The 22,823-nt window shown below is 48.3% G+C and carries 22 protein-coding genes and 1 riboswitch; of the genes, 21 read left to right on the forward strand and 1 reads right to left on the reverse strand.

Annotated features, from left to right (window positions below; all coding sequences use genetic code 11):
• The first annotated feature begins 354 nt into the window (after positions 1 to 354).
• The 18 genes from PMI05_RS13765 (at position 355) to PMI05_RS13850 (ending at position 18,554) form a co-directional block, all read left to right on the forward strand.
• Complete coding sequence (locus tag PMI05_RS13765; RefSeq protein ID WP_007722403.1) at positions 355 to 1,278, forward strand: 50S ribosomal protein L11 methyltransferase; 924 nt, start codon at positions 355 to 357, stop codon at positions 1,276 to 1,278.
• A gap of 64 nt (positions 1,279 to 1,342) precedes the next feature.
• Positions 1,343 to 2,518 (forward strand): acetyl-CoA C-acetyltransferase, encoded by a 1,176-nt coding sequence (locus tag PMI05_RS13770; RefSeq protein ID WP_007722408.1) that lies wholly within the window; start codon positions 1,343 to 1,345, stop codon positions 2,516 to 2,518.
• Between the two features lie 53 nt (positions 2,519 to 2,571).
• Positions 2,572 to 3,561, forward strand: a complete 990-nt coding sequence (locus tag PMI05_RS13775; RefSeq protein WP_007722410.1) for an LCP family protein — start codon at positions 2,572 to 2,574, stop codon at positions 3,559 to 3,561.
• A 203-nt stretch (positions 3,562 to 3,764) separates the two neighbouring features.
• On the forward strand, positions 3,765 to 5,465 hold the full coding sequence (locus PMI05_RS13780; protein WP_007722412.1) for an AMP-binding protein: 1,701 nt from the start codon (positions 3,765 to 3,767) through the stop codon (positions 5,463 to 5,465).
• A 151-nt stretch (positions 5,466 to 5,616) separates the two neighbouring features.
• Complete coding sequence (locus PMI05_RS13785) at positions 5,617 to 6,207, forward strand: TetR/AcrR family transcriptional regulator (RefSeq protein WP_007722414.1); 591 nt, start codon at positions 5,617 to 5,619, stop codon at positions 6,205 to 6,207.
• 119 nt (positions 6,208 to 6,326) lie between these two features.
• Positions 6,327 to 7,100, forward strand: a complete 774-nt coding sequence (locus PMI05_RS13790; RefSeq protein ID WP_007722416.1) for an enoyl-CoA hydratase — start codon at positions 6,327 to 6,329, stop codon at positions 7,098 to 7,100.
• 52 nt (positions 7,101 to 7,152) lie between these two features.
• A complete protein-coding gene (locus PMI05_RS13795; RefSeq protein ID WP_007722418.1) occupies positions 7,153 to 7,920 on the forward strand; it encodes an electron transfer flavoprotein subunit beta/FixA family protein in 768 nt (255 codons plus the stop codon).
• A 20-nt stretch (positions 7,921 to 7,940) separates the two neighbouring features.
• Entirely contained in the window at positions 7,941 to 8,900 is a 960-nt protein-coding gene (locus tag PMI05_RS13800) for an electron transfer flavoprotein subunit alpha/FixB family protein (protein ID WP_007722424.1), read from the forward strand.
• Between the two features lie 108 nt (positions 8,901 to 9,008).
• Positions 9,009 to 9,296, forward strand: a complete 288-nt coding sequence (locus tag PMI05_RS13805; RefSeq protein WP_007722425.1) for a hypothetical protein — start codon at positions 9,009 to 9,011, stop codon at positions 9,294 to 9,296.
• Between the two features lie 116 nt (positions 9,297 to 9,412).
• The gene (gene trxA / locus PMI05_RS13810) at positions 9,413 to 9,754 is read left to right on the forward strand and encodes a thioredoxin (protein ID WP_228088322.1); all 342 of its coding nucleotides are present in this window, start codon (positions 9,413 to 9,415) and stop codon (positions 9,752 to 9,754) included.
• A 182-nt stretch (positions 9,755 to 9,936) separates the two neighbouring features.
• Complete coding sequence (locus PMI05_RS13815; protein ID WP_007722430.1) at positions 9,937 to 11,124, forward strand: ABC transporter substrate-binding protein; 1,188 nt, start codon at positions 9,937 to 9,939, stop codon at positions 11,122 to 11,124.
• A gap of 147 nt (positions 11,125 to 11,271) precedes the next feature.
• Positions 11,272 to 12,138: a branched-chain amino acid ABC transporter permease gene (locus PMI05_RS13820; protein WP_007722432.1), complete on the forward strand. Its 867-nt coding sequence runs from the start codon at positions 11,272 to 11,274 to the stop codon at positions 12,136 to 12,138.
• Between the two features lie 5 nt (positions 12,139 to 12,143).
• The gene (locus tag PMI05_RS13825) at positions 12,144 to 13,115 is read left to right on the forward strand and encodes a branched-chain amino acid ABC transporter permease (RefSeq protein WP_039960761.1); all 972 of its coding nucleotides are present in this window, start codon (positions 12,144 to 12,146) and stop codon (positions 13,113 to 13,115) included.
• Between the two features lies 1 nt (position 13,116).
• A complete protein-coding gene (locus PMI05_RS13830; protein ID WP_007722436.1) occupies positions 13,117 to 13,878 on the forward strand; it encodes an ABC transporter ATP-binding protein in 762 nt (253 codons plus the stop codon).
• Between the two features lies 1 nt (position 13,879).
• The gene (locus tag PMI05_RS13835; protein ID WP_007722439.1) at positions 13,880 to 14,593 is read left to right on the forward strand and encodes an ABC transporter ATP-binding protein; all 714 of its coding nucleotides are present in this window, start codon (positions 13,880 to 13,882) and stop codon (positions 14,591 to 14,593) included.
• Between the two features lie 126 nt (positions 14,594 to 14,719).
• Positions 14,720 to 14,971: a DUF2164 domain-containing protein gene (locus tag PMI05_RS13840; RefSeq protein ID WP_007722446.1), complete on the forward strand. Its 252-nt coding sequence runs from the start codon at positions 14,720 to 14,722 to the stop codon at positions 14,969 to 14,971.
• A gap of 38 nt (positions 14,972 to 15,009) precedes the next feature.
• A complete protein-coding gene (gene uvrC, locus PMI05_RS13845) occupies positions 15,010 to 16,791 on the forward strand; it encodes an excinuclease ABC subunit UvrC (protein ID WP_007722450.1) in 1,782 nt (593 codons plus the stop codon).
• A gap of 102 nt (positions 16,792 to 16,893) precedes the next feature.
• Positions 16,894 to 17,081, forward strand: a riboswitch (Lysine riboswitch).
• Positions 17,082 to 17,312: 231 nt separating this feature from the next.
• Positions 17,313 to 18,554, forward strand: a complete 1,242-nt coding sequence (locus PMI05_RS13850) for an aspartate kinase (RefSeq protein WP_007722452.1) — start codon at positions 17,313 to 17,315, stop codon at positions 18,552 to 18,554.
• A gap of 53 nt (positions 18,555 to 18,607) precedes the next feature.
• On the opposite strand, the gene PMI05_RS13855 is transcribed toward PMI05_RS13850, so the two are convergent.
• On the reverse strand, positions 18,608 to 19,060 hold the full coding sequence (locus tag PMI05_RS13855; protein WP_007722454.1) for a YslB family protein: 453 nt from the start codon (positions 19,058 to 19,060) through the stop codon (positions 18,608 to 18,610).
• A 429-nt stretch (positions 19,061 to 19,489) separates the two neighbouring features.
• Between PMI05_RS13855 and PMI05_RS13860 the strand changes: the two genes are divergently transcribed.
• Genes PMI05_RS13860 through sdhB form a run of 3 tightly spaced genes read left to right on the forward strand, consistent with a single transcriptional unit; the run spans position 19,490 to position 22,643 of the window.
• Positions 19,490 to 20,101, forward strand: coding sequence for a succinate dehydrogenase cytochrome b558 subunit (locus PMI05_RS13860; protein ID WP_007722458.1), 612 nt, complete (start codon positions 19,490 to 19,492; stop codon positions 20,099 to 20,101).
• 19 nt (positions 20,102 to 20,120) lie between these two features.
• Positions 20,121 to 21,875 (forward strand): succinate dehydrogenase flavoprotein subunit, encoded by a 1,755-nt coding sequence (gene sdhA / locus PMI05_RS13865; RefSeq protein WP_007722462.1) that lies wholly within the window; start codon positions 20,121 to 20,123, stop codon positions 21,873 to 21,875.
• Positions 21,876 to 21,893: 18 nt separating this feature from the next.
• The gene (gene sdhB, locus PMI05_RS13870) at positions 21,894 to 22,643 is read left to right on the forward strand and encodes a succinate dehydrogenase iron-sulfur subunit (protein WP_007722466.1); all 750 of its coding nucleotides are present in this window, start codon (positions 21,894 to 21,896) and stop codon (positions 22,641 to 22,643) included.
• Positions 22,644 to 22,823: the final 180 nt, after the last annotated feature.

The raw sequence follows: 22,823 nt of genomic DNA on the forward strand, positions 1-22,823 counted from the left end.
AAAGCAACCACAGTAGAAAACTTCACGCTCCAATTGTTTTGACAGATACAGTGGGTGCAGCGCGGTTCGTAGGGTATAATGATGTTGTTCCCACTTACGAGAACATATAGAGGAAACCCATACCGAACATGCCGATGCCAAGAACAATGAGGGCAATCATGACGATGAATAGCCCCTTATTTTTGCGGCGACGGTAAAAAAATTCGTCAAACATGGTAAGCCTCCCTGCGGTTATGTTAGTCCATTCTACTATCATACCATGTTCTCTATCATCCTTACCATCCACATATGAGTGAATAGATGTCCGCAAGAATAGGGACGAATGACAGCAAAAGGGAAGGAGCATTTTTCATCATGGAAAGCATGTGGCTCAAATACACATTACTAGTGGAACCTGAGATTGAGGATTTGTTTGTGGCAGAGGTTTTGACCAGCTCCTACACGCTTGGCTGGATCGAACCGCAAATAGAAGTACTGGCAACGGAAAACGGATATGATTACGCAGAAAATACGGAAGGTCCACTTGTTGGGTATTTATTTGAACCCCAGCACGATCGTGAAGAGGAGCATGTAGCTCGCCTGAAGACCTACATTCAACGCTGGAATGGACAAGTCACCATAAAAGAAGTAGAACTCGTAGCTGAAGAAAATGAATCGTGGAAAGAGGAGTTCCGGGAAGTCAAAATAGGCGACTGGTGGGTGGCACCAACGTGGACAGACCCCGCAGCGCTGGAGTCAGCTCGGCATATCCTATGGATCGATCCAGGTGCTGCATTCGGAACCGGCTATCATGGAACGACGCAGGACATTCTTTTGTTTTTGCAAGAAATGGATCTGGAGGGTAAGCAAGTCATTGATGTAGGAGCTGGCTCAGGAATTCTCTCTTTGTACTGCGCTTTGAATGGAGCGAAGCATCCTGTATGGGCAGTTGATATTAATCCACAAAGCGAGTATCAGGTTCTCGTCAATGCAACGAATAACCACCTTCCTGACCACGCTGTACAAGTCATGATTGGGGATGCGAGCGAGGACGCAGTGAAGTCTCAATTGCCTGACCAAGCTGATGTCATTCTGGTCAACATCGGAGGCGATGAAAATGTCGCGATGCTTCCGATGATTACGGAGCGAATGGCTCCTGAAGGAATTTTGATTCTCTCCGGAATTGTGGAATGGAATCGGGAAGCTGTCATCGCCACATTTGAACAGGCGGGCTTCCAAGTAGAGAAAGAAAGTCAAAAAGACGAATGGGTTACCGTTGTATTGAAAAACATCGCTTAGAACTGCCTTGTAACTTCCGTGTGAGAAAATAAAGAAAATAGGGTACTCAATGGAGGGGAAAACAATGGAGCAGGTTGTCATTGCTGCTGCCGGACGTACGCCAATCGGTACGTTTGGTGGCGTCCTGAAAGATGTAAGCGCTCGCAAGCTGGCAGAAACCGTCATTCGCGGTGTCATGGCTCGATCTGGCCTGGAGGCTTCTCTGATCGATGAAGTCATTTTAGGAAATTGCATTCAACGTACAGACGAGCCAAACATAGCGCGAGTGGCAGCATTGGATGCAGGGTTGGGGAAAGAAGTGACGGGCTACACGATTCAACGTCAATGTGCATCTGGCATGCAAGCGATTGCGAGCGGCGCTTCCCAAATCCTTTTAGGCGACAGTGAAATCGTCTTGGCAGGCGGCGTAGAGAGCATGAGCAACGCCCCGTATGTCCTGAAAAATGCGCGCTGGGGCAAACGATTGACACATGGGGAAATGACCGATGCGATGTGGGAGTTGTTAACAGACCCCCACCATCAAATCCTGATGGGCGAGACAGCAGAACGTCTGGTCGATCGTTATGGGATCACGCGCGAGGAGTCAGATGAGATTGCCTTGCGCAGTCAGCAAAATGCGATCCGCGCCATAGATAGCGGTATGTTTGCCGAAGAAATTATCGGAGTCCCAATTAAAAAGCGCACCGAAGAAACCATCGTAACGGAAGACGAATTCCCTCGCAGGGGAGTGACGTTGGAAAGTCTCGCGAAGCTAAGACCAAGTTTTCGTGACAATGGTACAGTGACGCCAGGCAATGCATCTGGGCTCAACGATGGAGCGTCCGCAGCCGTTTTGATGAAAGAAGGAAAAGCGAGAGAGCTCGGTATCGAACCACTCGGCAGAATTGTCTCGTGGGCAGTAGCGGGGGTAGAGCCTGATTTGATGGGATATGGACCCGTTCCAGCAGTGAAGAGTGCATTGGCAAAAGCGGGTTTGACGCTCGCGGATATCGAACTGATCGAAGTAAACGAAGCCTTTGCCGCGCAATACCTCGCCGTGGAAAAACTGCTGGAGTTACCGCGGGAAATAACGAATGTGAACGGAAGCGGCATCGCGCTAGGTCATCCTGTCGGTTCTACTGGCTGCCGAATTGTCGTAACCTTGCTGCACGAAATGAAGCGGCGACAGCTGAAACGAGGCTTGGCTGCCCTTTGTGTTGGCGGCGGGATGGGTATGGCGATGGTTGTCGAACGCACATAGGTTTAAACGAAGTCTCCCCTGTTAAAAATGGAAGCAAAGGGGGAGGCTTTGTCATGTTTATATGGTCATTTTTCAAGCGACATGGAAAACAGATTGCGTTTCATACCTTATCCTGTTTGGCGATCGGGGCGTTGCTGCTGGTTGCCTACAGTGCCTATCAATATAAGCAAATGACAAATCAGTGGTATGCTCCGATTGATGGAGCCAAAGGGAGCGCAAAACAGGCAGCTGTTTCCCTTCCTCCACGTGATCTTTTGACAGGAACAGAACCATTGAAGCCTTTCGTCGCCCTGCTTCTTGGTGTGGATAGTCGAGACGGGGAAAGTGCACGTTCAGATACAATGATGCTTGCGGCGATTCATCCCGGGAAGCAATCCGTCTACCTTTTGGCGATTCCACGTGACAGCTACATGGAGCTCCCGGGAAAAGGATATGACAAGGTGAACCATGCGATGGCTTTTGGTGGTCCAAAGATGGTGAAAGAGTCGCTAGAAAAATTTTTGCAACTAAAAATTGATCGGTATATCTCCGTAGATTTCGATGGCTTCCGTCAAATTGTGGACGAGCTGGGAGGTGTCACTGTCGATGTGAAGAAACGTATGAAGTACAGCGATCCGAGCGACGACACGTACATCGACATTCAACCAGGGCTGCAGACTTTATCAGGTGAGCAGGCATTGGATTACGCTCGTTATCGCAAAAGTGATCTAGGCAAGGAAGACAGTGATTACATGCGGATTGACCGACAGCAGGAGATTCTCAAAGCATTGGCTTCTAAAGGCACCTCACTCCAAGTGTATACCAAGGCATTTTCACTCATGGAAATACTGGGTCAGCATGTGAAAACGGACCTCACTGAGCAGGAAATCGCTTCTCTGTTATTGTCCTATGGCGATGGCACTCCGAACTCCATTCAAGCTGATACATTGGTCGGGCAGGATGAGCGCATTTGGCATAATGGCATCGTTGGCTGGTATCATCTCGTCCCCACAGCTGAACGGGAAAGAGCACGACAGCAAATTATCAAGGAAGTAACACCGTAAGACACATACAGCATAAGGGCAAAGGACGCGGCTTTCATCAAGGGCTGCGTCCTTTTTTTCGTCGAATGTCTTGTCCCAGATGGAAAGTACATGATTTTAGTTGGAAAATTGGATATGTTTCGAATACAATAGTCATTAGGAAGAGATTATGAATGTAGATCATAGGGAGAGGCAAGGCCATTTAAGGGATGGAGGGAATGACCATGTCAAATGCCAAGCCTTGGATTGCCAATTACCCGCCCGAAACTGCGCCGTCATTGGATTACCCCCGTGTTCCTTTGACGCATTTTCTGGAGCAGTCTGCAGCTATGTATCCAGACAGTAACGCGATCTATTTCATGGGAAAAAGCATTACGTATCGAGAGCTTTTGCAGTTGTCATACCAATTTGCCAATGCATTGATCAAGCGCGGTGTAAAGAAAGGCGACCGCGTGGCGATTATGCTACCAAATACTCCTCAAGCCGTCATCAGCTACTACGGAGCGCTTTTTGCAGGCGCGATCGTGGTCATGACCAACCCGCTGTATACCGAGCGAGAATTGATTCACCAAATGAACGATTCAGGCGCCGAGACCATCATCACACTGGATTTGTTGTACAAACGTGTTACCCAAGTCCGTGCATCTACCTCACTTCAACGAATCATCATCACAAGCATTGGCGATTTCCTTCCCTTATTGAAAAAATGGCTATATCCGTTCGTGCAGAAGAAACAAGGACAAAATCCGCAGGTTACATACAGCGCAGATATTGAGCCTTTTCTTTCTGTATTAAAAGAAAGCGCTACCAAGCCTGTTGAAGTACCAGTCGATCCGACCCAGGACATCGCGCTCCTCCAGTATACAGGGGGGACAACAGGTGTTGCCAAAGGCGTCATGCTGACGCACGCCAACCTCATTGCGAATGCAGTCCAGTGCCAAGCGGTCCTTTACAAGCTGAAAAAGGGACAGGAACGGATTTTGTGTGTGCTCCCGCTGTTCCACGTGTATGGGATGACTACCGTGATGAACAAAGGCATTTGTATCGCAGCAGAAATTATTCTCGTTCCCAAATTCGACGTGAAACAAATATTTGAAATGATTGATAAACGGAAGCCTACTCTTTTCCCAGGGGCACCAACCATGTATATCGGTCTCATCAACCACCCGGACTTGAAGAAACATGACCTTTCTTCCATCGACGCATGTGTCAGTGGATCCGCTCCGTTGCCGATCGAAGTCAAGCTCAAATTTGAGAAGTTGACGGGCGGCAAGCTGGTCGAGGGTTATGGGATGACGGAGGCTTCTCCCGTAACACATTCTAATCCCATTTGGGAAAAAGGCATTACTGGAAGCATCGGAATGCCGTGGCCAGATACGGATTGCCGAATTGTGGATACGGCAACGGGAGATGAGATGCCCCAAGGCGACGTCGGAGAGTTGGCCGTAAAAGGACCCCAAGTCATGCTCGGCTATTGGAATCGCCCAGAAGATACCGCCGCCGTATTGAAGGATGGCTGGTTTTTGACGGGAGATATGGGCTATATGGACGAAAACGGCTATTTCTATATCGTAGATCGCAAAAAAGACATGATAATAGCCGGTGGCTTCAATATTTATCCGCGCGAAGTAGAAGAAGTGCTGTTTGAGCATCCCGCCATCCAGGAGGCAGCAGTCATCGGTGTCCCAGATCCGTACCGGGGCGAAACAGTCAAAGCATACGTCGTATTCAAGGATGGACAGCTCGCGAGTGAAGAGGATCTGGAAGCGCATTGCAGACAGAGACTTGCCGCCTATAAGATTCCGAGACAATACGAGATTCGTACAGATTTGCCCAAAACCATGGTCGGAAAAGTACTGCGTCGTCAATTACAAGAAGAAGACAAGAAGAAAAGAGAAGCCCAGGAAGAAATCAAAACGAGCTAGTAGCTGATGTTTTGAGGCTTGCGATCCCAGGCGGAAAGCGGCCTTTTTTGCTGACCTCTTGCGATTGACAGAGGAGTGGCCCTGTAATACACTAATTATGAATGAGTGATCATTCATTTCGTCATCAATGTTAGTAAACATGGAGGTAGTTATGGCAAAGAAAACGGGGGAAAAGTATCAAGCCATTATTGATGCTGCTGTTCGAGTAATCGCCAAACAGGGCTATTACAGTGCCCAGGTATCGAAAATTGCAAAAGAGGCGAAGGTAGCAGACGGCACCATATACCTCTATTTTGAAAACAAGGATGATATTTTGATTTCACTGTTTAACGAAAAGATGGGCCAGTTTGTAGAGACAAACCGCAAACGCATTTCGGAAGCGACGACCATTGAGCAAAAGCTGTATGTACTCATTCATGCACACTTAAGCCAGCTATCCATGGACCAGGATCTGGCAAAAGTGACGCAAATCGAGCTACGCCAATCCAGCCCGATCATTAGTGAAGGAATCGGCAACGTGATGAAGCAGTATTTCAACCTCATTGACGAAGTGATCGTAGAGGGTATGGAACAGGGCGTATTCCGATCCGATCTCGAGGTGCGGATTACGCGAAAAATGATTTTTGGAACGCTGGACGAAGTGACGACATCTTGGGTGATGAAACAGTGCAAGTACGACCTTGTCTCTTATGTTGATTCCATTCATAACCTCTTCCTGCTTGGTATGAAGGGAAAAGAATGAAAAGAAAAGCTTTTTTTGCATGAAAACGTTTGTTACAATGGAAACAGCAAGACTGAGCGATCGCTCGGATCGAAAGAAGTAGCTGTTTTTATATATGGAGAGAGTTTGGGGGGAGAGGAATGGCGTCGCATTGGAATGTAGAAATCGTTGATCGCGTTGCTACGGTTACGGTTAGCAACCCGCCTGCTAACGCACTCAGTCAAGCAGTGCTCGGTCAATTGAGTGAACTTTTGGACCAGTGGGAAAATAACGATGAAATCAAAGCAATCGTTTTGACTGGCGAAGGTCGGTTTTTCATTGCAGGAGCAGACATCAAAGAATTTACCCAACTGAATCGGGATAATGCAGAAGAACTGGCGAAGAAGGGTCAAGCATTGTTTAATCGCTTGGAAACGTTCCCGAAGCCAATCATTGCAGCAATTAACGGCGCTTGCCTTGGCGGAGGTTTGGAGCTTGCGTTGGCATGCCATATCCGCTTTGCAGCACCTGAAGCCAAGCTCGGGCTGCCTGAGTTGAATCTCGGACTCATTCCTGGCTACGGTGGTACACAACGTCTACCACGTCTGGTTGGTCGTGGCAAAGCGACGCAAATGATTCTCACATCTGAGATGATCGGTGGCGAGGAAGCTCTGCGTATCGGTCTTGTGGAAGCGGTTTATCCCGTAGAGCAGTTGCTTGCAGAAGCGCAGAAGCTGGCGGCTGTTTTCGCAAGTAAGAGCGCGATTACCCTGAAGTTTGCCCTAACGTCCATCCATAACACAACGGAGCTATCGTTGTCACAAGGCTTAGAGCAAGAAGCAAAGCTATTTGGCGATGCATTCGCGACGGAGGACGTAAAAGAAGGCGTGACTGCTTTTCTCGAGAAGCGCAAGCCGCAATTCGCAGATCGGTAGTTAAGCATATAGCTTCACAAGTATGAGGTACCACTAAGGAGGAGGCATCCTGATGAATATCGTGGTTGTGTTGAAACAAACGTTTGACACAGAAGAAAAAATCGTCATCCAAAACGGGCAAATTTCCGAAGATGGCGTTGAATTCATCATTAATCCCTACGATGAGTACGCTGTAGAAGAGGCGATCAAGCTCAAGGAAGATCACGGCGGCGAAGTAACCGTGATCAGCGTCGGCCCAGATCGTGCTGAAAGTGCATTGCGTACTGCTTTGGCAATGGGTGCAGACAAGGCTGTTTTGGTGGATGACGAGTCTCTGTTCGGAGACGAATTCACGATCGCCAAAGTATTGGCTGCAGTAGCGAAAAAGGTTGGCTTCGATATCATCATTGGTGGACAAATGGCTGTAGACTCCGGGGCTGGCCAAGGCGGTCCTCGTCTGGCAGAAGAACTGGGAATTAACCATGTATCGACTGCTGTGAAGCTAGAGGTGGACGGGACGAACGTACGCGTAGAGCGCGATGTAGAAGGGGACCTGGAAGTTGTGGAGACGAGCCTTCCTGTTTTGATTACGGCTCAGCAAGGACTCAACGAGCCGCGCTATCCTTCTCTCCCCGGTATCATGAAAGCGAAGAAAAAACCATTGGATAGACTCGGTGCAGACGATTTGGGAATTACTGCGGATGAGGTAAAAGCAAAGACAGAAATCGTCGATCAGACATTGCCTCCGAAAAAGCAGGCGGGTCGCATTCTCTCTGGCGAATTGGCAGCTCAAACGTCGGAATTAGTGCAACTGTTGCGCAATGAAGCGAAAGTGATCTAAGCGAGAGGGAGAGGATATCCATGAAAAAAGTACTTGTATTGGCAGAAGTACGTGACGGACAACTTCGCAACGTGTCGCTGGAAGCATTGACTGCAGCACAAGCATTGGCTGAAGGCGGCGAAATCGTAGCAGGTGTATTCGGAGCAAATGCAGCAACGCATGCAGTGACATTGGGTCATCACGGTGCGAGCACGGTATATACGGCTGATCATACAGCGTTGGCACAGTACACGCCAGATGCGTATGTGCAGGCACTCGCGCAGTTGATTGAACTGGCTTCTCCAGACGCAGTTGTTTTGGGTCACACCGCGATCGGTCGTGATATCGCACCTCGCGTAGCAGCGAGACTCGGTTATGGTCTGGTTTCGGACGTAACAAGTGTAGAAGCGGGTCCTGTCTTCGTTCGCCCGATCTATGCAGGAAAAGCGACGCAAACGCGCAAATTCGTTGATGGAACAACATTTATTACGATTCGTCCAAACAACATTGCCATCGGCGCTGCTGACCCTTCGAAAACGGCAGTGGTGGTACCAGTTGAATTGGATATCAAGGATTTGCGCACGATCGTTAAAGATGTTGTAAGAAAAACAAGCGGCAAAGTAGACCTTTCCGAAGCAAAAGTCGTGATTTCCGGTGGGCGCGGAGTGAAGAGTGCAGAAGGCTTCCAGCCGTTGTACGATCTGGCGGAAGTACTCGGTGCAGCTGTTGGTGCATCACGTGGCGCTTGCGACGCAGACTATTGCGATTACTCCATGCAGATCGGACAGACAGGTAAGGTTGTTACACCTGATCTGTATATCGCGTGCGGGATTTCGGGAGCGATTCAGCACTTGGCTGGTATGTCCAGCTCAAAAGTCATCGTAGCCATCAACAAAGATCCGGAAGCGCCAATCTTCCAAGTGGCTGATTACGGTATCGTAGGTGACTTGTTCGAAGTGCTGCCATTGCTGACGGCTGAGTTTAAAAAAGTGTTGGTATAACAGAAAAACGGTAACAAGGCGCTCCTTTTGGGGCGCTTTTTTTGTCCGTAAGGCTTACTTTATGTTTTCCTTGCTTGGTATAATAGGCAGTAAGGAGAGGTGATCGGGATGAGCGAACAGCTTTTGCAACAACTGATACACATGGTGGCAGAGAATAACCGATTGGTTAAAGAAACACAGGAGGAGCTACGCGAGTTTAAGAAAGAAATGTATGATTTTCGTGATGAGGTGTACGTGTTTCGTGATGAGATGTACGAATTCCGCGATGACGCTACGCGACGATTAGACAGGTTGGAACGCCAAAATAAAAATATCGATGCAGACCTTGATCTGCTGCATCGGAAAGTTAGTGACCACGAACGGGAGATTAACCGGCTCAAACAAGTCGGGCAATAAGGTGCGGCCTGACTGGACAGACTATAGCGAGAAGTGTAGGGCAAAGTGTGGAGCGGCGTAGTCAATTTGGTGTTTGAATGATATACTGATAACCGTTAGGAACCTTTATTTAGTAATTGAAATTCAAGGAGGTAACTTCTATGGCAATTGTAAATGCTACCGACCAAAACTTTTCCCAGGAAGTAGAGCAAGGCGGTACAGTCCTGGTTGACTTCTGGGCTCCATGGTGCGGCCCTTGCAAAATGATCGCTCCTGTACTGGAGCAAATCGATGGTGAAGTGGGCTCCCAGCTCAAAATCGTCAAAGTAAACGTGGATGACAACCCAGATTCTGCTGGTCGTTTTGGCGTAATGTCCATCCCAACACTGATCGTATTCAAAGACGGTCAACCAGTTGACAAAGTGATCGGCTTCCAACCAAAAGAAGCGCTCATGGCAACTGTAGGCAAACATCTGTAAGAGCAATGCAATGAGTAAAGCGGCATGTAAGGTGCCGCTTTTTTTTATGGACTGATGCGGAATTCTGAACGATCGTTTGTCAAAAAATTAAGTTTACTTGAGCGAAAATAATTGCGTTTTTAGAATACTTTGATTAAACTTCATATATTCAATTTATTTAGAAAATAGAGGGGGCTTTTCTAATGAAGGGATTTCATTTGATGCGCTCGCTGGCGGCGATTTCGCTAGGGGCGGTATTGATGGTCGGATGTTCGAGCGGAGGAAATACAAGTGCTCCTGCAGCAGGAGAAGGTGGCTCTGGACAAGCAGCTAGCGCCGACGGACAAGAGATTCAAGCAAAAATCGGTGTCGTTGGTTTCCTCTCAGGATCTGGCGCAGCCTATGGAGAAGCACAAAAAGCAGGATTGGAGCTGGCGTTGGGCGAGCTGAATGAAGCAAACAAAGGCAAGCTCAAGATCGAACTGAAGTTTGAAGACTCCGCCGGAGAAAAAGAAGGCGCGATTAATGCGGTAAATAAACTGATTAATCAGGATAATGTTGTGGCGATCATCGGACCGACACTTTCCGGTGAAATGTTTGCAGCAGGACCAGTTGCAAACGAGGCGGAAACCCCGATTTTTGGTATCTCCAACACGTCAGAAGGAATCAATGATATCGGGGAGTACGTGTTCCGCAATTCTTTGCCTGAATCCATTGCGATCCCGACAGCTATGAAAGCAGCCGTGGAGAAAAATGGCTTGAAAAAAGTAGCACTCATCCATGCATCCAACGATGATTTCTCCGTGAATGGTTACAAGGTCATGAAAGCAACCGCTGAAAAGCTGGGCTTGGAGATTACCAGTGAAGCGACTTTCGCAAATGGCGATGTGGATTTCTCGGCCCAATTGACTAAGCTGAAGCAAGCAAACCCAGACGCTTTGCTAGTGTCCGCTTTGTACAAAGAAGGCTCTATGGTTGTGAAAAAAGCACGTGAGTTGGGCTTTACAGGGACAATTCTCGGTGGAAATGGTTTCAATAATCCGAAAGTTTTTGAAATTGCAGGACCAGCTGCTGAGGGCTTGATCGTTGCGACTCCATTCAGCCCTGAAAAGAAAGATGATAAAGTACAAGCCTTCGTAAAAGCATTCGAAGCCAAATACAACAAAAAGCCTGACCAGTTCGCTGCCCAAGCATACGACTCGCTGTATATCATGTCGCAGTCACTGCTTGCCGCAGGAAAAGCAGATCGCGAAGAATTGCGCGGACAATTGGCTCAGCTGAAAGACTTCACAGGTGTATCCGGCAAACTGTCTTTTGACGAGAAACGCAATCCGATTGGTGATGCGGTTGTCGTTGTCGCAAAAGAAGGCAAATTCGTCCCGTTTGAATAGGATCGTGCCCGGGGTCGCTCCGGGCTTCTTTTTCTATAGTTATCTCGCTGGATCAGAAAGTACCAGATGAAGTTCTTCGCTTGCTGATCCAGCGAGAATAACTCGATCTTCGTTGGATGTTAACCACTTAACAGTGAGGTGAGGCATTTGTTTTGGCAACAATTAGTCAACGGTTTGACAGTTGGTAGCACTTATTCATTGATTGCATTGGGCTATACGCTCATTTTTGGTGTCTTGGGAATCATTAATATGGCACACGGCCAAATTTTTATTTTTGGATCACTGGTTGGCTTGGTATTGATGACCAGCCTGAATATGCCTTTAGGGGTAGCGCTGATCGTGGCGGTCGTGATATCGGCCATTTTGGGTCTCGTGCTGGAGTATACGGCGCTTCGCCCCCTTCGTAAAAAAAATGTACCCCATCTGGCATCCTTGATTAGTACGATCGGATTTGCCATTTTGATGGAGGAAGCCATGCACAAGTTTTTTGGTGCTGACTCCCGTGCGTTCCCACAATCCTTTGGGGATGCCACTTTTGACTTGGGGCTCATCCAAATTCGCAGCGTCGATCTCGTTATTTTGGCGATTTCTGTGTTGCTGATGTTCGTCCTGCATTTCTGGATTCAAAAAACGAAAATGGGAAAAGCCATTCGCGCGACGGCTGAAAATACGGATACAGCAAATATTTTGGGGATTAACACGAATATGGTCATTGTCGTGACCGTTATGCTTGCTTCGGCACTGGGAGGCGTAGCCGGCATATTGATCGGGATGGCGTACTCTGCTCTCATTCCGACGATGGGGATGACGCTTGGCTTCAAAGGTTTGGCTGTTTTGATTTTAGGCGGAGTAGGCAGCATTCCTGGAGCTATGGTGTGTGGCGTATTGCTCGGTATTATCGAGGTGTTTACTGTCGCGTACGGAGACTCGTCGTATCGGGATGCGGTTGCTTTTGGCTTGATCATTCTCATTTTGCTCTTGAAGCCAGAAGGACTATTTGGACGCAAAGCGTAAGGGAGGTGCAGACATTGGACATTCTCAATCCATATAACTTACAGGTACTGACTTTTATTTTGTTAAACAGTATTTTAGCGATCAGTATTTACATTACGCTCTCGACGGGCCAGCTTTCCTTGGGACATGCTGGCTTTATGAGCATTGGTGCTTTTACGGCGAGTATTTTGACAAAGCAAGCGGACATGCCTCTGTTTATCGCCATCTTGATCGGAGGACTGGCGGCAGGGCTGATTGCACTCTTGATCGGTGCTCCGACATTGAAGCTCCATGGCTTGTACCTGGCAATTGCTACGCTTGGCTTTGGTGAAGTGATCCGCGTAATTTTTCTTAATATGGAAATTACGAATGGAGCCCTCGGATTGACCGGACTTCAATCAATTGGCAATTACTTGTACGATTTTGAAAAAGCAATGGGGTTAAAAGCGCAAACCTTTGGTATTTCGGTCATGCAAATGAAGTCATTATCGACCTTTGTTTTTATGCTGCTCCTGTTTGCCTTCGTTCTTTTCCTGACGCTGCGTCTGAACCGTTCGCGTCTGGGGCGTGCTTTTGAAGCGATCAAAGCAGATGAAACGGCGGCACGAGCGATGGGATTGCAAGTCAACTATTATAAAATGCTTGCTTTTGTGATCGGTTCAATTTTGGCAGGGGTGTGTGGAGGATTGTTCGCCCACATTACGACGACCATTACGCCAGATGATTTTAACTATCATAAAGTCGTAGAGATTCTGTCTTATGCTGTGATCGGAGGCAGCGAAGTCGTATGGGGGCCGCTGTTTGGTGCCTTGGTTCTCACGGCACTGCCGGAGGTACTGCGTGGTTTGGCCGAGTACAAAATGCTCATGTACGGTTTGATCATGGTCGGTGTAATGGCATTCCGTCCTCATGGCTTGATCGGTGCCGATACGTTCCAGAAGCTGTTCAAGCGTCGTCGGGGCAAGTCATCGGATAAGGAAGCGAAGGGGGGAGTATAAGATGTTGCTGGAACTTGCGAACGTAGGAAAAAGCTTTGGCGGCATCACCGCTCTTCGTGACGTTTCTTTTTCTGTCGGAGAGGGCGAAATTGTCGGCTTGATTGGTCCGAATGGTGCGGGGAAAACGACCATTTTCAATATGGCAACGGGTATATTCGAACCAACGACGGGTACTTTTTCTTTTGCCGGACAAAAACTAAATGGAATAGCGCCGAACAAAATTACTGAAATGGGGATTGCGAGGACGTTCCAAAATATTCGCCTCTTCGGTCACATGAGTGCGCTGGACAACGTGAAGGTAGGCTGCCATTCGCGCATGAAGGCGGGCTTCTGGGCTTCCCTTTTGAAAACACCGGGACAACGTGCGGAAGAAAAGGCGGTTACCAAAAAAGCAGAGGAACTCCTCGAATTCGTAGGCTTGTCTGACATTGCTGATGTGCGCTCTGATACATTGGCCTACGGTCAACAACGGCGTCTGGAGATTGCACGGGCACTGGCTACTGAGCCAAAGCTTTTGCTTTTGGACGAGCCTGCTGCCGGAATGATCGAGACCGAGACGAAAGCACTCATGGAACTGGTCAAAAAAATTCGCGATGACGGGACGACGGTCCTGTTGGTCGAACACGATATGGGATTGGTCATGAACCTGTGTGAAAAGGTCGTATGTATCAACTTTGGGGTCAAAATTGCTGACGGCACCCCGGCAGAGGTACAAAACAATCCAGATGTGATTGAAGCCTACCTCGGCAAGGAGGACGAATAAGATGCTGAACATACAAAACTTGACGACCTCCTACGGTCAAATCAAGGCAATTCGTGGGATCACGCTGGACGTGCCTGAGGGCAAAATCGTCTCGCTAATCGGGGCGAACGGTGCGGGCAAAACCACAACGATGCGTACGATCGCAGGTCAACTGAAGCCAGAAGCAGGGACGATTGCGTTTTGTGGTCAACGTATAGAAGGTTCGAGACCTCATCAAATCGTAAAAGCTGGGCTGGCTTTGGTACCAGAAGGGCGTGCGATCCTCGGGAAGATGACCGTGCTGGAAAACTTGGAGATGGGTGCTTTCCAGCGCAACGATGCACAAGGCATCAAGGATGACATGGAAAAGATGATGAGCTGGTTCCCTATCCTCAAGGAACGGCTTTCTCAATTGGGAGGGACGATGTCTGGCGGTCAGCAGCAAATGCTAGCCATTGCCCGCGCATTGATGTCTCGACCAAAGCTGTTGCTTTTGGACGAGCCGTCGATGGGCTTGGCTCCCATCGTGGTGGCGGACATTTTCAAGGTGATCAAAGAAATCAATGCGGAAGGTACAACCGTCCTCATTGTGGAGCAAAATGTCAAACAGGCCCTCAAAATCGCTGATTACGGGTATGTACTGGAGGCAGGGCAAATCGTATTGGACGGCACAGGAGAAGCATTGTTAAACGACGAGCGTGTAAAAGAAGCATATTTGGGCGGTCGCAAGCATTAGGTCTGCCTATAAAAAACTGTCGCTATGGAATGAGGCGGCAGTTTTTTTCGTATTGATTCCATGGTACTATGAAGGATAGAACGTATATTCTCTTATGATGAGAAAAAGGGAAGGAAGCCGGATACGATGCCAACCAAATTGACGAGAGAGCAAATGGAATATCTTGTTCATCAAGTACAGCGCTATTTTATTGAAGAACGGTCGGAGACACTCGGCAATTTGGAGACGGAAGAGTTGATTGCCTTTTTTTCAAAGGAGCTCGGCCCCTTCTATTACAATCAAGGGGTACAAGACAGCCGCAAGCTGCTGGTGGAACGAATGAGTTCCTTAGAAGATGAACTGTATGTATTGGAAAAGCCAATCCACAAGAACAAATAGATACAAGACAGATATAGAGCAAAGAGGAGGGAGCAGCCATGAACAGCTCCTTAAAAGATAAACTGGCCGTCCTGCCAGATAAGCCAGGCTGCTACCTGATGAAAAATGCGAGCGGGGAAATCATTTACGTAGGAAAAGCCAAGGTGCTGAAAAACCGCGTCCGCTCTTATTTTACAGGCAGTCATAACGGGAAGACGCAGCTGTTGGTCAGTGAGATCGTGGACTTTGAGTACATTGTGGTATCCTCAGCGATTGAGGCGCTCATCCTCGAGTGCAACCTGATCAAGGAGCACGACCCGCGTTACAATGTCATGCTCCGCGACGACAAGACGTATCCGTACATCAAAATTACGAATGAAGCGCAGCCACGCCTGGAGATTACCCGTAAGGTATTAAAAGATAAAGCCAAGTATTTCGGTCCATATCCGAATGCGGGAGATGCCTCCGAGGTGAAGAAGCTGCTGGATCGCCTCTATCCGTTGCGCAAATGCCGCAACATGCCCAAGCAGGTTTGTCTTTACTACCATTTAGGACAATGTCTAGCGCCCTGTGTGTACGAGGTATCGGCAGAGGAAAATCAGCGTTTGGTGGACGAAATCAGCCGGTTCCTCGATGGTGGCCATGAGGAAATGAAGCAAACCCTCACGGAAAAAATGCTGCAAGCCGCAGAGAATATGGAGTTCGAACGCGCCAAGGAATACCGCGATCAGATCAAGAGCATCGAAGCGGTGATGGAGAAGCAGAAGATCACGTTCACTGATACGGTAGACCGCGACATTATCGGGTTTGCTGTGGAAAAAGGCTGGATGTGCATTCAGGTGTTCTATATGCGAAAAGGGAAGATGATCGAGCGTCAGACGACTTCCTTTCCATACTATGGTAGCGAAATCGAAGACTTCATGTCTTATGTGAGCCAGTTCTACTACGACAAGCAAAATGCGCTGCCAAAAGAAATTTTGCTCCCGGAAGAGAGTGAACCGGAGCTTTTGAGTGAGTGGCTGGGCATCAAAGTCCACGCTCCCAAAAGAGGCAAAAAGCATGAGCTCGTGAAGATGGCTACCGAAAACGCCCGTATTGCTTTGCAAGAGAAGTTCGCGCTGATGTCCAAGGACGATGCACGTACGGTCCAAGCGGTACACAATCTCGGTCACATTTTAGGAATTCCGGTTCCTCATCGAATTGAAGCGTTTGACAACTCCAACATTCAGGGAACAGAGCCGGTGTCTGCGATGATTGTGTTTACAGACGGCCGCCCTGACAAAAAGGAATACCGCAAATTCAAGATTAAAACCGTCGAGGGACCAGATGATTACGGCTCCATGCGCGAAGTCGTTCGCCGTCGATACTCTCGCCTGCTGAAAGAAAACCAGCCGATGCCCGATCTGATTGTGATCGATGGTGGAAAAGGCCAAATCAGTGCGGCCATGGACGTCCTGGAAAACGAGCTGGGCCTCTATATTCCCGTCTGTGGACTCGCGAAGGACGAGAAACACCGCACTGCTCAGCTCATGTACGGAGATCCGCCAGAGCCTGTAAATCTTAGACGGGATAGCTATGAGTTTTATTTGTTGCAGCGCATCCAAGATGAAGTCCATCGATTTGTTATTACGTTCCACAGACAATCCCGGACGAAAACGATGCTCTCCTCACAGTTGGATGAGATCCCGGGTATCGGTGAGAAACGACGCAAGCTGTTGTTCTCTCATTTCGGCTCGTTGAAAAAAATGCGCGAGGCGACCGTTGAAGACTTCCGTCAATTAGGGATCGGCGACAAGCTGGCAAAAGAAATCATCGGGCATCTGCGCAAGCTGGACACATAGCAAATGTAACTTTTGGAACAACCTCTAAAAAGGAATTGATCCATTTTTAGACTCATGATATAATCCGATTCAAACAGAATAGTTAGCCTCACTTCCATTATGGAGTGAGGTAGAGGCGCGAAAACCAAGAGTACCACCCTGAGATCGGGTATCTGTGAAGGGGACGGGAAAGGGGAATTCGCCGAAGTGTGGAGGGAAACCCGCTTTTCTCCATGCTGGGTCTGCGTTGAACAAATGCAGGACTGTCATCTGCACAATGACCAATTGTCAGATGGAGAGCTATCTCACGGTGTGTCAATGTGAGTTTTGATGGTGTTTACTATCAATCTTCGTTGTCCGCGTGTATGGGGAGGGAGGAACCGGTATGTCGAAACAGTAGGCAGCGGCAGGTCTTATTCCTTGTCGGTGCCTTTTTTGTAAAATAAAAATGTAAGACTTTTCCTTATAGAGAGAATAGTGAAAAACCATACGATACGAGATAAATACCAACATTGGATATGAGAAAAAGGGAGAGAAGCCGCATGGGGTTGATCGTGCAGAAATACGGAGGCACCTCTGTAGGTACCATTGAGCGAATTTTACGAGTTGCGGATCGAATTATCAGCTACAAAGAGGAAGGGCATGATGTGGTAGTCGTTGTTTCTGCAATGGGGAAATCTACTGACGTGTTGGTAGACATGGCCAAGCAGATTAGCGCATACCCATCCGAGCGTGAAATGGATATGCTGCTGACCACGGGGGAGCAGGTATCGATCGCGCTTTTGTCGATGGCCTTGCATACAAAAGGCTACGACGCCATTTCTCTTACGGGCTGGCAGGCTGGAATCACTACGGAGGCGATTCACGGAAGAGCACGGATCAAGCAGATTGATCCAGAGCGAATTCAATCCGAGCTCGGCCGTGGCCGTGTGGTGATCGTGGCAGGATTCCAAGGGATCAGTGACGAAGGTGAAATTACGACGCTCGGCCGCGGTGGATCGGATACATCTGCGGTTACACTCGCAGCGAGCTTGAACGCTGAGAAATGCGAAATCTTTACGGACGTGTCCGGGGTGTACACAGCTGATCCGCGAATGGTTCCAGCTGCGAGTAAGCTGGATACGATCTCGTATGATGAGATGCTGGAGCTGGCGAACCTCGGTGCAGGGGTTCTTCATCCAAGGTCAGTAGAGGCTGCGAAAAAATACAAAGTAAGGCTGGTCGTCCGCTCCAGCTTTACTGCCGAAGATGGTACGTACGTTGAGGAGGTTGCCAACATGGAAACAGGAAGAGTAGTAAGTGGAGTTGCACACGATGAAGATGTAGCCAAAATCACGGTTGTCGGCATGCCTGCCAAGGTCGGGACGCTCTCCCGTCTGTTCAATACGCTGGCGGACAATCAGGTGAACGTCGATATCATTATCCAAAGCTCCTATGATGCGTCTGTTACGAACATTTCTTTTACCGTTGCAGCGGATGACCTGAAAAAAGCACTGGATACGCTGGACAGAAACAAAACCGAGCTTGGCTTTGAAAAGGTCGATTTCGAGGAAGATTTGACCAAGGTATCGATTGTTGGCTCGGGTATGATCAACAATCCAGGGGTAGCTGCCGAAATGTTCCGCGTCCTGGCAGAAAAAGAAATTTCTATTAAAATGGTATCTACGTCTGATATCAAAGTTTCTTGCGTCATTCCAGCAGCCTTGACGGAGCTGGCTGTTCGCAGTCTTCATTCGGCATATGGTCTGGATGTCGAGGAAACCGCGGTCGTGCACGGAGTATAAAACATGGATGGATGCTCCCTCTCCCTTTGTTACAGGTAGAGGGAGCATTTTCTTCATGATGCTACTTGCACAGATATCCGAATGTCTGAAGGGCTTTCCATTTCGATTTTGCTGAATGTTTCTCTTTCTTTCCACTGCTCAATCATACCAGCTATGATCCCAGCCTCAAAAGAAAGACTGCATCCTAGTCTCTCTATAGACTGATAGCTAAAAATAGAATGAGTGAGCGAATAGACGATAGTTTGCCCGGTCTCCTCTACGACGTCTAACTGGCCTAATCCGAGCCGAATAAAAGGCATAATCGGGCCTGTTGCAGATTGAATAGGGATTTGGCGGCCCATATTTTTTCCTATCCAATAGAGAATATGGTTTTCACTATCACCTAGCAGGGTGCTGGTCAGCGTTTCGCGTAGAAGATGATAGCCAAGATAGGGCATGTTCATTCTTTCCGCATAGGGAATGGTCTCCGGCGGCAACAGTGCTGCAAGCTGATCCTTCTCTTTCATATGTGCTTCCCTCCTGTCTGTACTAGATTATGAGGAGGGGCTCAAATTCATGACATCGTAATAGAAAAAATAGCTAGACTAAACAAAGTTATTCTATCAATGTATTTAGTACATTGATTGTCTTGACGCTCTGTGTCGACAAGAGTACAATTGGATTTGGTCAAAGTTTTGCCCAACTTTTTCTCGAATTTTGACACATTCCGACAAATTCATATGATCTAGCAAACGCAGTCTTTTTGTGAACAGCGTCAAGATGCTCTTCATAAAATGATCGTGGCGGTTTTGCTATGTCTAATGGGTGAGGCAATGGGTTAGGATATTGGGGAAAGGTCTATCAAAACGGTCGAAAACCGTTTTGGGCCGCTTGCGGTGATGCTTGATGTTTTTCACAGAATTGAGAGTTACATACATTGAAAGGGGGACCATTGTATGGCGAAAGGCCATAGCTTTCTCAGTCACAAGCTACACTCACTTCTTGGTTTGTTTCCGATCGGGCTCTTCCTCGTGTTCCACTTGACCGCCAACTATCAAGCGACTCGTGGACCTGAAGCTTTCAACCAGGCAGTAGGCTTCATTGAAAGCCTTCCATTTCTGTTAGTACTTGAATTTGCCTTGATCTACCTCCCGATCCTGTTTCACGCAGTTTACGGTCTCTACATTGCGTTCCAAGCGAAGCATAACGTAGGGAACTTCGGTTACTTCCGAAACCAAATGTTCTTGTGGCAACGCGTTACAGGAGTCATTACCCTCATTTTTATTGTTTGGCATGTTTGGGAAACCCGTATCCAAAAAGCACTGGGTGCACACGTGGATTATGACATGATGGCAAACATTTTGAGCAGTCCTGCAATGATCGTATTCTACACAATCGGGATTATTAGCACGACTTTCCACTTCTCCAATGGACTGTGGTCGTTCCTGGTTCACTGGGGAATTACAGTTGGGCCGCGTTCCCAACGTATTGCAACATTCCTGACTTTGGGCGTATTCGTAATTGTAACCTTCATCGGCTTGCGTGCGATGTCGGCTTTCATTTTGTAGGGATAGGGGGACAAAACTCATGGCAAAAGGTAAACTGATCATTGTCGGTGGAGGTTTGGCCGGCTTGATGGCTACCATCAAAGCAGCAGAAAAAGGCGTTCCTGTTCAGCTGTTCTCCCTGGTTCCGGTAAAACGTTCCCACTCTGTCTGTGCGCAGGGCGGTATTAATGGGGCGGTAAATACCAAAGGGGAAGGCGACTCCACATGGGAGCACTTCGACGATACAGTATATGGCGGAGACTTCTTGGCAAACCAACCGCCAGTTAAAGCAATGTGCGATGCAGCACCTGGTATCATCTATATGTTGGACCGTATGGGCGTTATGTTTAACCGTACGCCAGAAGGTCTGTTGGACTTCCGTCGTTTCGGGGGAACCAAACATCACCGTACCGCTTTTGCGGGTGCGACCACTGGACAACAGCTCTTGTACGCATTGGACGAACAAGTACGCCGCTATGAAGCTGAAGGTCTGGTAACCAAGTACGAATATTGGGATTTCCTCGGAGCCGTTTTGGACGATACAGGAACCTGTCGCGGGATTACTGCGCAAAACATGCGTTCCGGTGAAATTCAATCCTTCCGTGCGGATGCCGTTATTTTGGCAACAGGCGGACCTGGTATCATCTTCGGTAAATCGACGAACTCGATTATCAATACAGGTACAGCAGCGTCTGCGGCGTATCAACAAGGGGTTATCTACTCCAATGGTGAGATGATCCAAATTCACCCAACTGCAATCCCTGGCGACGACAAGCTGCGTCTGATGTCCGAGTCTGCTCGTGGTGAGGGTGGCCGTGTATGGACGTACAGAGACGGTAAGCCTTGGTACTTCCTGGAAGATAAATACCCTGCATACGGAAACCTGGTTCCGCGTGACATCGCGACTCGCGAAATCTTCTCCGTTTGCGTAGATATGAAGCTGGGTATCAACGGCGAAAACATGGTATACCTCGACCTGTCCCACAAAGATCCAAAAGAACTGGATGTAAAACTGGGCGGTATTATCGAGATTTACGAAAAATTCGTTGGGGATGACCCACGTAAAGTTCCAATGAAGATTTTCCCTGCGGTTCACTATTCCATGGGCGGTATGTGGGTAGACTACAACCAAATGACCAATATCCCTGGTCTGTTTGCAGCAGGTGAGTGCGATTACTCTCAGCACGGTGCAAACCGTTTGGGTGCGAACTCCCTCCTGTCCGCGATCTACGGCGGTATGGTAGCAGGTCCAAAAGCAATCGAATACATCAAAGGCTTGAACAAATCCTCTGATGATCTGTCTTCCACGCTCTTCGATGGTTTTGCTAGCCAAGAGCAAGCGAAATACGACAGCATCCTGAAAATGGACGGAACAGAAAATGCTTACCTGATCCACAAGGAACTGGGTGAGTGGATGACTGACAACGTAACGGTAGTACGTTACAACGACCGTCTGCAAAAAACGGATGATAAGATCGTTGAACTGATGGAACGCTACAAGAAAATCAACATCAACGATACAAATAAATGGAGCAACTCAGGTGCGGCGTTTACCCGTCATCTCTGGAACATGCTCGCACTGTCCCGCGCGATCACGATCGGTGCGCTCAAGCGCGACGAGAGCCGCGGTGCTCACTACAAGCCTGATTTCCCTGAGCGTGATGACGAGAACTTCATGAAGACGACAATGGCGAAGTACAATGCTGAAACGACTGCGCCTGAAATCTACTATGAAGACATCGACGTATCCCTGATCGCACCACGTAAACGTGACTATACGTCTGACAAGAAATAAGAGAGGAGGAAACTGATCATGGCAGAAAAATTGATTCATTTGATTATCACTCGTCAAGATAGCCCTGACAGCACTCCGTACAAGGAAGAGTTCAAAATCCCTTACCGTCCTGGTATGAACGTGATCAGTGCTTTGATGGAGATTCAACGTAATCCACTCAACGCACAAGGTCAAAAAACGTCTCCAGTAAACTGGGAATCGAACTGCTTGGAAGAAGTATGCGGTGCGTGCTCGATGGTTATTAACGGAAGACCGCGCCAAGCGTGCTCGGCACTGGTTGATAAACTGGAACAGCCGATTCGTCTTGAGCCAATGAGCACCTTCCCTGTACAACGTGACTTGTCGATTGACCGCAGCCGCATGTTCGATGCGCTGAAACGCGTAAAAGCGTGGGTTCCAATCGATGGTACGCATGATCTGGGACCAGGTCCTCGCATGCCGGAAGTTGAGCGTCAATGGGCGTACGAGCTTTCGAAGTGCATGACGTGTGGTGTTTGCTTGGAAGCTTGCCCGAACGTGAATGCAAAGGCTGAGTTCATCGGACCGTTCGCGATTTCGCAGGTTCGTCTGTTCAACCAACATCCAACGGGTATGATGAACAAGCATGAGCGTCTGGAAGCTCTGATGGAAGATGGCGGTATCGGTGATTGCGGTAACTCGCAAAACTGCGTACAAGCATGTCCAAAAGGCATTCCGCTGACAACCTCGATCGCTCACATGAACAAAGAAACAACCAAACATGCAGTGAAGAAGTTCTTCTTCTCCTAATTGTTTGCAATAGAAAAGGCGTGCACCGGTGATCCGGAATGCACGCCTTTTTTCAGTTACATGTTGCTGTAGTGGAGAGAAGAATATTTCCAGGCTAGGCTCCAGGCTCCGTCCTGCTGGGGGATAAGACTGTCCGCTCCGAAGGGATTTGCGGGGAAACGCAAAAGTGGTAGCCGCTTC

The organism is Brevibacillus sp. BC25 (genome assembly GCF_000282075.1).
Taxonomy (GTDB): domain Bacteria; phylum Bacillota; class Bacilli; order Brevibacillales; family Brevibacillaceae; genus Brevibacillus.

Coding starts and splice junctions, on each gene's coding strand:
- PMI05_RS13765 (WP_007722403.1), top strand. CDS start 355: ATGGAAAGCATGTGGCTCAAATACACATTACTAGTGGAACCTGAGATT.
- PMI05_RS13770 (WP_007722408.1), top strand. CDS start 1,343: ATGGAGCAGGTTGTCATTGCTGCTGCCGGACGTACGCCAATCGGTACG.
- PMI05_RS13775 (WP_007722410.1), top strand. CDS start 2,572: ATGTTTATATGGTCATTTTTCAAGCGACATGGAAAACAGATTGCGTTT.
- PMI05_RS13780 (WP_007722412.1), top strand. CDS start 3,765: ATGTCAAATGCCAAGCCTTGGATTGCCAATTACCCGCCCGAAACTGCG.
- PMI05_RS13785 (WP_007722414.1), top strand. CDS start 5,617: ATGGCAAAGAAAACGGGGGAAAAGTATCAAGCCATTATTGATGCTGCT.
- PMI05_RS13790 (WP_007722416.1), top strand. CDS start 6,327: ATGGCGTCGCATTGGAATGTAGAAATCGTTGATCGCGTTGCTACGGTT.
- PMI05_RS13795 (WP_007722418.1), top strand. CDS start 7,153: ATGAATATCGTGGTTGTGTTGAAACAAACGTTTGACACAGAAGAAAAA.
- PMI05_RS13800 (WP_007722424.1), top strand. CDS start 7,941: ATGAAAAAAGTACTTGTATTGGCAGAAGTACGTGACGGACAACTTCGC.
- PMI05_RS13805 (WP_007722425.1), top strand. CDS start 9,009: ATGAGCGAACAGCTTTTGCAACAACTGATACACATGGTGGCAGAGAAT.
- PMI05_RS13815 (WP_007722430.1), top strand. CDS start 9,937: ATGAAGGGATTTCATTTGATGCGCTCGCTGGCGGCGATTTCGCTAGGG.
- PMI05_RS13830 (WP_007722436.1), top strand. CDS start 13,117: ATGTTGCTGGAACTTGCGAACGTAGGAAAAAGCTTTGGCGGCATCACC.
- PMI05_RS13835 (WP_007722439.1), top strand. CDS start 13,880: ATGCTGAACATACAAAACTTGACGACCTCCTACGGTCAAATCAAGGCA.
- PMI05_RS13840 (WP_007722446.1), top strand. CDS start 14,720: ATGCCAACCAAATTGACGAGAGAGCAAATGGAATATCTTGTTCATCAA.
- uvrC (WP_007722450.1), top strand. CDS start 15,010: ATGAACAGCTCCTTAAAAGATAAACTGGCCGTCCTGCCAGATAAGCCA.
- PMI05_RS13850 (WP_007722452.1), top strand. CDS start 17,313: ATGGGGTTGATCGTGCAGAAATACGGAGGCACCTCTGTAGGTACCATT.
- PMI05_RS13855 (WP_007722454.1), bottom strand. CDS start 19,060: ATGAAAGAGAAGGATCAGCTTGCAGCACTGTTGCCGCCGGAGACCATT.
- PMI05_RS13860 (WP_007722458.1), top strand. CDS start 19,490: ATGGCGAAAGGCCATAGCTTTCTCAGTCACAAGCTACACTCACTTCTT.
- sdhA (WP_007722462.1), top strand. CDS start 20,121: ATGGCAAAAGGTAAACTGATCATTGTCGGTGGAGGTTTGGCCGGCTTG.
- sdhB (WP_007722466.1), top strand. CDS start 21,894: ATGGCAGAAAAATTGATTCATTTGATTATCACTCGTCAAGATAGCCCT.